The following is a 10,304-nucleotide window of genomic DNA, read 5'->3' as shown; positions in this document are numbered from 1 at the left end:
CACCTCCCCGACAAGCTCCATGGCATCCTGCCGCACCCGCCGGGGGCTTCTGAGGCCCGTGAGACACCGGATTCTGACGGCGTCTCGACGGAAAAATTTCACCTGTCTACGGTGCTCGCCGTGAGACAACTGGTGATCGGAGCCTTACTCTTCGCGTCCTCCGTGGTCCCGGCGGCGCTGCCTGCCCAGGCATCAACAGTGCAGGCGGCGTCCGGACCCACCTACACCAACCCCGTGAGCGCCGGGGCGGTGCAGACCTTCCCCGACCCCACGATGATCCGCGGCAAAGACGGCCTCTGGTACGCCTACGGCACCACGAACCCGATCGACGGGAAGAACGAGCACATCCTGCCGATGCTCACGTCCCCCGACATGGTGCACTGGACGCACGCCGGGGACGTCTACACCGGAGACAACCACCCCTCGTGGTGGCCGAACGGCGCCCGCCCCTGGGCGCCGGACATCCGGTACATCAACGGGGCCTACCACCTTACGTACTCGCTCTCCACGGGCGGCGTGGGCCTGGCCACGAGCAGCCGCCCGACTGGCCCCTGGACCGATCACGGGCGGATCGTCCCGGCGGGCGGCAGCGGCTGCCCGACCGGCAACATCGACCAGGCCATCTACACCGACGTCAACGGCGACAACTACCTCTACTGGGGCAGTTACGACACGATCTGCGTCGCGAAGATGAACGCCGACGCGACCGAGGTCACCGGCGAGGTCAAGCAGATCGCCCGCGGGCGCCGCATGGAGGGCGGCTTCGTCGTCCGGCGCGACGACAAGTACTACCTCTTCTACTCCGACGCCGGGTGCTGCGACGGCGCGTTCAGCGGCTACACGGTCAAGGTCGGCCGCGCCGACAACCCGCTCGGGCCGTTCACCACCCCGACCGGCGTCGACCTGATGGATCTGACCAGCAAGGACGGCATCGTCCTCGCGGCCAACGGCAACGGCTGGGTCGGCCCGGGCCACAACGCCATCCAGACCGACCTCAGCGGGCAGGACTGGCTGGTCTACCACGCGATCCCGTCGTCGGCCCCCGAGTTCGGGCCGGTCACGACGACCTGGGGCACGACGATCAGCAACCTGGCCCGCCGGCCGCTGATGATCGACCGGCTCGACTGGATCGACGGCTGGCCGGTCGTACGGGCCGGGGCCGGGCCGTCCAGCGGCGAGCAGCCGGCGCCGGTCACCACGTGGACCGTGGGCGGCACGTTCAACGAGGGCAAGGACGGGTGGACCGGGCCGTGGAAGCTCGCTTCCGACCCCGACTCGCTCGGCTACCTCACCGGCAAGGGCGTGACCAGCGAGCTCAGCGACCGCACGGTCGAGGGCGACGTCCGCGTGGAGGCCGACCTGCGGCTGGGCGAGGGCGGCACCGCCGCCGGGCTCTTCGTGACCCGCGAGAACGGCGCGAGGAACATCACCGCGTGGCTCGACAGGGAGCAGGGCGCGCTCGTGGTGACGGCCAAGGTGAACGGGAAGACGACGACAGTCTCCAGCCCGCTGCCGGCCTCGTTCGACTACGGCTCCTGGCACAACGTGGCCGCCGAGCGGCGCGGGAACGCCCTGGTCGTGTCAGTGTCGGCCGACCGGCTCGGGGACCCGGTGGCGACGGTCTCCACGACCCTGCCCGACGGCGCGCCCACCTCGGGCGCCATCGGCGTGACCACGCGCGGCGCCGCCGACGCCGACAACGTGGGGGCCGCTCCGCTGTACCAGCCGGTGACCGAGCGGGTGCCCGACCCCGTCCTGGGCAAGCAGCTCCCGGCGTACTCCGACGAGTTCGACGGCACCGGCTCGCCCACCGGCTGGACCAAGGTCCGCAACCCGTCGGCCACCCTGTCGAACGGCTCCCTGGTCTGGCCGACGCAGAACGCCGAGCTGTACCTGGGCAACAACACCGCGTCGATCCTGCTCCGCGACGCGCCGCAGGGCGACTTCGCCGTGGAGACGAAGCTCACCTTCGACGGCACGAAGGGCAACCAGCAGGCCGGTCTGCTGCTGTACGAGAACGACGACCGGTGGCTGAAGCTGACCCACTCGATCCTGCCTCTGAACCAGGGCAACGGCGCGGTGCTGCACCAGACCGAGTTCGGCAAGGAGGGCCCGCGTCCGGGCACCACCCCGCCCACCGCGGTCGCCAACGCGCCGATGTTCGGCGGCCCGGCCGCGGAGACCACCTGGCTGCGGCTGCTCTACCACTACGACGAGGAGAACGGCGAGCACGACGTCCGGATGGCGTCGAGCACCGACGGCACCCACTGGATCTGGGGCGGCACCTGGTCGCTCCCGCGCACCGGGCCGGTGAAGATCGGCCTGATCTCGATGAACACGGCGGGCGCCACGGCGACGTTCGACTACCTGCGGACGTACGAGGTGACCAGCCGATAACCGGCGACCGGCCGCCCCTTCATCCAAGGGGCGGCCGCTCTATGAGCGGGGAATGATCCGGCCCGGTTTCCGCCGGTGCCGGGGCGCGGGCCCGCGCGCGGGGTAGAGGCACTTCGATGCCGATCATCCACACCCGCACGGGATTCCCTGGCTCCCTTCCGCGACGCCCCGCCGCGACGGCGGTCACGCTCGCTGTCGCGCTGGCCCTGGCCCTGGCGGCGCCGGTGAACGCGGGCGCGGCGGCCGGAGACGGCAACGGAAACCGCTCCGCCGTACGCGTGGGCAACGGCTCGGCCAACCGGAATCTGGTGGCGATGGGCAGCACGCACCTGCGCGGCGCCCTCCACCAGTACTCGGCGGGAGTGGGCGGGGTCAGCAGCGTGCAGGGCGGCCTGTGCAGGCCGCACGGCCGGCTCTGCGCGCTGTCGCAGAACATCCGCGCCCAGGACACCGTAGCCAGGGACACCGGAGCCAGGACCACCCGGCGGTGAACCGCTGATGCGCGGCGGTCTCGCCATGGCCGCGGTCACGATCGCGACGGCGGCGCTCGCCGCGTTTCCGCCGCCCGCCGCCGGGCGCGCGGCGGTCGCCCGTACGGCCGGAAACGGCGACCGTAACGGCAACAACACCACCGTCCGCCTGGGCAACGGAATACGCAACGTCAGCCAGCTAACGGTGGGCAGTGCGAGAAGCGGGACCGGCATCCAGCAGAGGACGGTCGGCGTCAGCGGCCTGGCGAACGCGCAGAGCATCGCCTGCCGCCGCTGGTCCCGCTTCTGCGATCTGACGCAGCGAGTGCGGGCCTCAGACCGGCAGAACGAGATGGTCCGCCTTTCTGATGCGCGAATCCGGCGGGACGCGAAAAGGACCGGCATATCACCAGAGAGGAGTTAATCCTCGTTCAGCGGCCGTGACGAGCGCGTCACCCGAGGGTAGATGCCCGGCAGGTCCGTGCGAGCGGATCTCCTTGACGGACGACGGAGAAGGCGCAGGAGAACATGGCTCGTCACAGGGGGCGACACGCGCTCATCGGCCCGGCGGCGCGACTGCTGGCGCTGACCGCGCTGACGTTCACGAGCGCGGGCGTCGCGATCTCCCCCGTGAGCGCGGACGCGGCGACGAGCCGGGGATGGGGCGGCGGCGACGGAAACGGCGCCAACTCCAGATACGTGATCAACAACGGCCAGAACAACCTGAACTCCCTGCTCGTCGGCAGCCAGCGGAACATGACGGGCGCTCAGCAGGTCATCACGGGAGTGGACGCGTCGGTGAACACCCAGGCCGCCAACTGCCGGCGCCGCCCCGGCTGCAGAGGCTCCCAGAACCTCTGGGGCCGGAACCAGAGCTCCCCCAGGACGAGCGGCACCGTGATCAACGGACGCTGACGCGCCGTAAAACGGCCGGGAACATGGCGGGACACGCGCGCCGGGGAACATCGGCAGGACCGCTGCGGAAGCTACCGTGTGACCAACGCGCCCCGTGACGGGCGGGCGGCGCATGGGCGACGGGCGGTGGCGGATGCTTCATTCATGCGGCGCGTCTCGGCGTCTCCCGCTGTTCGCCGTCGTCCTCGTCGCGGCCGCGGCCGCGCAGGTCCTCCTCACCGCTCCCGCGAACGCGCGGGCCGGGCGGGGGCACGGTGACGGCCCGGCCTCCGTCGGCAACGGCACCCGCAACCGGAACATCGTCTACCTGGACAGCCCCACGCGGAATCGGGGTCACCAGCACACCGCGGCCAGCACCGCGGGCGGCGCGACCAGCGTGGCGGACGGTTTCTGCCGCCGGGTCAGGAACTGCGACATCAGGCAGAACATCGCGGTCGCCGTCGCCGTCGCGCCCCTGTAGCCCCCCTCACCGGCCCCCTGCTCATTTACTCAGCGCGCGTACGGCCTCTTCCGGGCTGTCGTAGAAGGAGAGCAACCGGTCCAGGCCCATGATCTGGAAAACGCGGGCGATGTCGGGGTTCAGACCGGCCAGGAGCAGGGCGGCGCCCGCGTCGGCGGCGCGCTGGTGGGCCGCGACCAGTGTGGCGATGCCGGTGGAGTCGCAGAAGGTCAGGCCGGACAGGTCGATCACGAGGTCGGCGCCCGGGCCGAACTCGACCTCCTCCAGAGCCGCCCGCAGGCGCGGAGTGGTGTGGTGGTCCAGGTCACCGGCCACGACCAGCAGGCGCGGCCCGGAGGCGTGCGGCTGGAGGCTGACGGTCAGACCGTTGTCATGCTGCACCGAGACTCCCGGGCGTTCGAGTAGCGGGCGGGACGGACAGGGCGAGGATCGCGGTGTCGTCTGACACTCCCTTGCCCAAGGCCGTGATCAGGTCGTGCATGGTTGTCAGGAGGGCGTCGGCGCTGGTGGGTCCGGCGGCGGCGAGATACGCGGTCAGCCCGTCCTCGTCGAGCATCGAGCCGGACGGCGTGCGCGCCTCGGTGAGGCCGTCGGTGTAGAGCAGCAGCGCGTCACCGGCGTTCAGACGCGCGCTCACCTGGGCGAATTGGGGATTGCGCAGGATGCCGATCAGCTGCCCGCCGGCCGGGTGGATGGGCTCGACGGCGCCGTTCGCCCGCACCGCCAGCGCCGGGGGATGGCCCCCGGTGGCGAGCGTGACGCCGAACCCGTCGCCGTCGGGCTGCAGGACGCCGAAGACCGCCGTGCAGTACGGCGTGGGGGCCTCGCCGCCCCCGTGCTCCTGTTGCAGGACCGCGTCGAGGTTGGCCAGCACCGCGTGCGGGTCGGCGTCGTAGACGGCCGCGGCGCGCAGGGTGTAGCGGACCAGTGACGTCAGCGCGGCGGCGTCGGCGCCCTTGCCGCAGACGTCGCCGAGGAAGAACCCCCACCGGTCGCCGTCGAGGGGGAACAGGTCGTAGAAGTCGCCGCCCACCTCGTCGGCCGAGACGGGGTGGTAGGCGGCGGCCGCGCACAGTCCGGGCACCCGGGGCAGCGCCGGCGGAAGCAGGGTGCGCTGCAGGGTGCGGGCCAGCCGCTCGGCGCCCGCGCGCAGCTCCCTTTCGACCTCGACCGTGCGGTGCGTGGCCAGCCGCACCTCCAGTTCGTCCATGACGAGGCCGGCCAGGTCCCGCAGGCAGGCCAGTTCCTCCTCGCCGGCCTCACGGGGGCGCACGTCCATGACGTTGACGCTGCCCAGGGCCTCGCCGTCGGGCGTCGTGATCAGGGCTGCGGCGTAGAAACGGATTCCCGGCTCACCGCGCACCGCCGGGTCGCCGGCCGCCTGCGGGTGCAGCAGCGTGTCGTCGACGACGTACGGGCCGCCGTGCCGTACGGCCTCGGCGCACAGGCTCTCGACGAGCCCGCCACGCGGTGACGGCCCGTGCGCGGCGATGACGCGGACCGTGTCGTCGCCGACGATCGTCACGGTGGCGAAGGGGGCGTGGAAGATCCGCGCGGCCAGGGCGGCCACCCGGTCGAACGCGGTGCCGGAGGCAGTCTCCAGTGCGGCGTAGCGGCGCACGGCCGTGAGACGGCGCACCTCCGTGGTGGAGGCGAGCCACAGCGGCCTGCCGGGCGCTTCGTCGACGGTGCTGACCTCGGGGCTCCTTCCCGTCTCACCGGACGGGGGCCTGGAGGCCCGCCTGGCCGGTTGATGATTTGCCCTATCCTACGAAACCGTTGAACTGTACCTTTCCCGGACTCGTGTGGAGGCCCCGCCGGCCTCGGGAACTAGTCGGCGGGCGGCGGCCAGGCGTCGCCCCAGACGACATCACGCGCCACGCGGTAGGTCTCGCCCTGCCGCTTGGAGACCGCGCGGTCGGCCAGCCCGTCCTCGGCCGTGCACAGGCGCAGCGTCACCAGCCCCTTGCGCTTGAGGGGATGGCGCAGGATCCGGCTCTGCGCGCGCGGCCACGGCCGGGCCGACGCCGCGACGTAGGAGAACTTCTCGTCCTCGAAGCTCAGCGTGCCGTCCTTGACCCGCCGGTGCAGCGCCGTGCGGTTGAGGCGGACCGCGAAGTGACACCAGTCCCGCTCCGGGCGGATCGGGCACTCGCCGTCGTGCGGGCACGGGGCGACCACATGCAGGCCTGACTCCGCCAGCAGCCGCCGGGCCGCCGCGATCCGGGCATACCCGGCGGGCGTGCCGGGCTCGACGATCACCAGCATGGCCGCGTCCCGGGCCGCGGACCCGACGACCTCCTCCTGGACGGCGGGCGACAGCTCGCCGAGCACGTAGGACATCGTGACCAGATCGGCCTCCGGCGCGGGCGCGCTCCGGTCGACGAACGCCTGCTGCCAGCGCGCCTCGCGTACGGCCGCGGCGGGGGCGCGACCGGCCAGCCGCCGCCCGAAGGCGATGGCGGAGGGCGACTGCTCCAGGACGGTGACCGTCCGCAGCGTCGGCCAGACCGCGCTCGCGGCCCACAGCGCGCTGCCCGTGCCGCCGCCCACGTCCACCTGGGTCTCCGGCGCGAAACCGGGGGCCAGCAGGGCGACCTGGCGCAGCGCCGCGCGCACGGCGCTGTAGGTCGCCGGCATGCGATATCCGGCGTACGCGGCGACCGCGACCTCCGAGCTCAGCGCGGGCACGCTCCGGTCGAAGCCCTCCCGGTACTGCCGGATGAGCGTCTGCACGCTCCGCGTCAGCTCGGCCACCGGGAAGCGTCCGAGCGACTTCTCCAGCGCGTCTTCCAGCGCGTCTTCCAAATCGGCACAGTCCAGCGCGTCTTCTGGGTGATCGGGCAGGGTGGACACGGCGTTCATGATGCCCGGCCCCGCTCAGGCTGTCGAAGCGCCGAGCCGCACGGTCACCGTGCAGGAGGCGCCCTCGCGCGCGGCCAACTCGCCGAACGTGAGCGTGAGCCGGGCGCCGGTCTCCGCGCGGTCCAGGAGCGGGTGGCCGCGCGTGACCCCGGCCACCGGGCGGTCCCACGTCACCGCCAGCCCGTCGAGGTCGCGCCGGGGGTCGGCCACCGTCACCGTGGCCGTGCCGTCGCCGAGGTCGCGCACGAGGACCGCGCACGGATCGGAGGCCGTCAGGCCGCCCGCCCGTCCACCCGTCCAGAAGTTGACCGCGGTGACGCCCAGCGACGGGACCTCGATCCCCTGCTGGGCGGAGGTGTTGACGAGCACCCGGGCCCAGCCGGGATCGGCGGCGCGGGCGGCGGTCTCGGCCGGGCCCGCCCCCGGCATGAGGTGGTAGACGTAACCGGCCGCGTCCGGGTCCACGCCGTGGTCGAGCCACAGTGTCACGTAGGCCCGGGTGACCCCCGCGGCCGTGCGGTTCGCGCGCAGCGTGCGCAGCGGCTGACCGGCGGGCACGACGTATCCGCCGTGGCCGTCCAGATGAGCCCAACCGGTGTCCACGGTGAGCCGGGCGCCGGTCCTGCGGTTGTCCACGACGGTCTCGACCGGCACGCCGTCCCCGCAGGTGATGCCGGCGCCGAGGCAGACCACGGCGTCGTCGAGGAAGAACCACGACTTGTACGCCTCCAGCGTGCTCTCCAGGCCGTAGAGGTGCTGGCCCACGGCGGCGTACGTTCCGTCGGTCGCGCCGCCCACCCACTCGGCAGGCGGGCGGGTGTCGCCCCACTCGCCGCCCGCGCCGTCGGTGAGCCGCTTGGTGGACACCGTCGTGCCCGGCAGCCGGTAAGGGTCCACGGTGGGCCAGAAGGCGTCGGAGTACTGGTCACCCTGCCCGGTCGCCCACCAGTAGAGCATTCCGGAGCCGGTGTGCCAGCCGCGCAGGTTCTCGCCGTTGCCGTACTCGTAGCGCGCGACGCGGGAGGAGGCCATGCTGACCGCCGCGCACCAGCCGGGCCCTCGGTGCACGGCGCGGGCGCTCATCGGGAACAGGCGGTGTCCGGTGGGCTCGGCGGCGGCCGGGACGGTCGCGTCGCCCAGCACGGCCGACAGGCGCGCGTGGAACGCCAGGTCGCCTCCCTCGGCCGCACCCCCGGCCACCCCCTCGGCCGTGCGGAGCATCGGCTTCGCGGTGTCGCGCACGGCCCAGCCCTTGACCATGGCCCGCCAGCGGGCCCGCTCGGCGTCGGGAGCGGTCTCGGCCAGCAGCAGGACCGCCGCGGCGATCTCCCTGCCCCTCCTGTGGTCGCCGTACGGCCGCCTGTCGATGCCCCGTCCACGTACGAGGTCCATGCACGCGCCGTCGTGGACGAAGGGGGCGAACGACCGGTCCACGGCGTCGAGGACGGTGCGCGCCGCCGGGTCGGTGACCTCCCATGGCGTGCCGCGCAGGACCGCGAACAGCGTCGCGAGGCCGGTCAGCAGCACCGCGCCGTACCCGCCCTGGTAGGGGACGGACCCGTGCTGGATGAACGAGCCGTCGCGGTAGAAGCCGTCTCCTTCGGTGACGTACGGGAACATCGGGGAGAGCGCGGAGGCCGCGAGCGCGGCACGGCCGGGGTCGGCGCCGGCGATCGCCCGCAGCAGCGTCACCGTGCACAGATCGACCCGGTTGGCCCCGGTGCTGTTGCCCACGTAGTCGTCCAGCCGGCTTTCCGGGACGAAGTGGTCCACCGCCTCGCACAGCGCCGAGACCTGGGTGTCGGTCAGATGCGGAGCCGCCAGCACGGCCGCGTCGAGCAGCGCCCTGGGCGTCCCGATCTGCCAGTCCCACCAGTTGCCGGTCTGCTCGGCGTCCGCGGCGTACACCTGCCCCACGTAGTGCTCGATGCCCGCCGCGACCGCCGTGCCGAGGCCCGGCTCGGCGGTCAGCCCGGTGCCCGGCAGCGCGTACGCGCGGGCCATCGCCCGCAGCCGGGCCGGCGTGGCGTCGAGGGAGGGGAAGGGCAGGCCGGGCCAGAGCGACCGGCGCGTGGGCGTCATCGCGTCGCGGTGCCGGGCCGCCTCCGCGCCCAGCCGCGCCAGCCGGGTCCGGTACGGCTCCCGCTCCGGGTCGAACGTCCCCGGGTATCCGAGCGTGACCTCCCGCCATCGGCGGCGCAGCAGGGTGAAGGTCCCGGCATCGGCTTTCTCCCGGGGCGCACAGGCCGTGGCCAGCACGGCGAGCCCGCCGAGCTGGAGAAATAATCGCCGGGAAGGTCCTTTCACACGTAGATTATCCGCGCGATCCATCCCTTTCATCGATCTTCCACGCACGTCTATGGGAGCGCTCCCAAATGACGTACCTTACTTCTGCCGTTGTCATCGGGAAAAGGAGCGTGTCGTGCGACGACTGTTACCCGTGGCCTGCCTGGCCCTGCTGCTGCCGCTGACGGCGACGTCGGCCGCCTCCGCGTCACACGGGCCGGGAACCTGCGCGAAGGGCGGCACGCTGTTCTGCGAGGACTTCCAGTCGCTGCCGGTCGGCGGCGCCGCGAGCCTCAAATGGGGCGTCGACACCAAGCACGGGACGCTCACGGTGGAGCGCGGCGCCCGCGGCCAGAAGATGCTGCACGTCCACACCGAGGGCAACGGCCGGGCGTTCCTCAAGGTGGACGACTTCGCCCCGCCCGGCAACGGCTTCTACGGCCGCCTGCGGCTGCGCGTCAAGGCGTTCCCCACCGCCCCCGACTGGGCCCACTACACGCTGGTCGAGGCCACCGGTGCGGGTCCGGAGATCGTCCGGCCGCTCGGCGGCCAGTACGTCCCCACGCTGGGCAAAGACCTGTGGGGGGTCGGCGCGGACGGCGGCCCGACCGGCGACTGGACCAACTGGCGCGAGTCGGCCCCGTCGCGGGCGGACGTGTGGCAGTGCGTCGAGTGGCGGATGGACCCCGCCGACAACAAGATCTCGCTCTGGTTCGACGGCGTGGCCAAGCCCGACCTCACCGTGTCCACCCGCGACCACGGCGGCGACAACGTGGACTTCGTGTTCCCCCGCTTCGACACCGTCAAGATCGGCTGGCAGCTCTACCAGCCGAACCCCTCTCCCGCGGCGTACGACCTCTGGGTGGACGACATCGCCCTGAGCACCGCGCGCGTCGGCTGCGCCTGACGTC

General features: G+C 72.6%; 10 protein-coding genes. 6 read left to right on the top strand and 4 right to left on the bottom strand.

Translation table 11 applies throughout. The features are described 5' to 3' along the window. The first annotated feature begins 120 nt into the window (after positions 1–120). The 5 genes from ACQEVJ_RS00725 to ACQEVJ_RS00705 all read left to right on the top strand — a co-directional run bounded on the left by ACQEVJ_RS00725 (position 121) and on the right by ACQEVJ_RS00705 (position 4,242). Positions 121–2,397 (top strand): family 43 glycosylhydrolase, encoded by a 2,277-nt coding sequence (locus ACQEVJ_RS00725; protein WP_433096061.1) that lies wholly within the window; start codon positions 121–123, stop codon positions 2,395–2,397. 116 nt (positions 2,398–2,513) lie between these two features. Continuing rightward, positions 2,514–2,888: a hypothetical protein gene (locus tag ACQEVJ_RS00720; RefSeq protein WP_433096059.1), complete on the top strand. Its 375-nt coding sequence runs from the start codon at positions 2,514–2,516 to the stop codon at positions 2,886–2,888. A 7-nt stretch (positions 2,889–2,895) separates the two neighbouring features. Further along, positions 2,896–3,291 carry a hypothetical protein gene (locus tag ACQEVJ_RS00715; RefSeq protein WP_433096057.1) on the top strand — a complete coding sequence of 132 codons (396 nt, stop codon included), beginning with the start codon at positions 2,896–2,898 and terminating at the stop codon, positions 3,289–3,291. A gap of 104 nt (positions 3,292–3,395) precedes the next feature. Beyond that, positions 3,396–3,782 carry a hypothetical protein gene (locus ACQEVJ_RS00710; RefSeq protein WP_433096055.1) on the top strand — a complete coding sequence of 129 codons (387 nt, stop codon included), beginning with the start codon at positions 3,396–3,398 and terminating at the stop codon, positions 3,780–3,782. Between the two features lie 133 nt (positions 3,783–3,915). Further along, entirely contained in the window at positions 3,916–4,242 is a 327-nt protein-coding gene (locus ACQEVJ_RS00705) for a hypothetical protein (RefSeq protein WP_433096053.1), read from the top strand. 21 nt (positions 4,243–4,263) lie between these two features. On the opposite strand, the gene ACQEVJ_RS00700 is transcribed toward ACQEVJ_RS00705, so the two are convergent. The 4 genes from ACQEVJ_RS00700 to ACQEVJ_RS00685 form a co-directional block, all read right to left on the bottom strand. Then, positions 4,264–4,623, bottom strand: a complete 360-nt coding sequence (locus ACQEVJ_RS00700; protein ID WP_433096051.1) for an STAS domain-containing protein — start codon at positions 4,621–4,623, stop codon at positions 4,264–4,266. Continuing rightward, positions 4,613–5,881 carry a PP2C family protein-serine/threonine phosphatase gene (locus ACQEVJ_RS00695; RefSeq protein ID WP_433096049.1) on the bottom strand — a complete coding sequence of 423 codons (1,269 nt, stop codon included), beginning with the start codon at positions 5,879–5,881 and terminating at the stop codon, positions 4,613–4,615. The genes ACQEVJ_RS00700 and ACQEVJ_RS00695 overlap by 11 nt, the downstream gene beginning before the upstream one ends. A 191-nt stretch (positions 5,882–6,072) precedes the next feature. After that, positions 6,073–7,098, bottom strand: coding sequence for a small ribosomal subunit Rsm22 family protein (locus ACQEVJ_RS00690; protein WP_433096047.1), 1,026 nt, complete (start codon positions 7,096–7,098; stop codon positions 6,073–6,075). A gap of 24 nt (positions 7,099–7,122) precedes the next feature. Beyond that, positions 7,123–9,414 carry a polysaccharide lyase 8 family protein gene (locus ACQEVJ_RS00685; protein WP_433096045.1) on the bottom strand — a complete coding sequence of 764 codons (2,292 nt, stop codon included), beginning with the start codon at positions 9,412–9,414 and terminating at the stop codon, positions 7,123–7,125. Between the two features lie 115 nt (positions 9,415–9,529). Between ACQEVJ_RS00685 and ACQEVJ_RS00680 the strand changes: the two genes are divergently transcribed. Then, positions 9,530–10,300, top strand: a complete 771-nt coding sequence (locus ACQEVJ_RS00680; RefSeq protein ID WP_433096043.1) for a hypothetical protein — start codon at positions 9,530–9,532, stop codon at positions 10,298–10,300. Positions 10,301–10,304 lie beyond the last annotated feature (4 nt).

Source organism: Microbispora sp. CA-102843 (assembly GCF_050936215.1).
In the GTDB taxonomy this organism is placed as follows: domain Bacteria; phylum Actinomycetota; class Actinomycetes; order Streptosporangiales; family Streptosporangiaceae; genus Microbispora.
The sequence above is the reverse complement of the archived record's forward strand: the minus strand, read 5'-3'. Positions and strand labels throughout refer to the sequence as shown.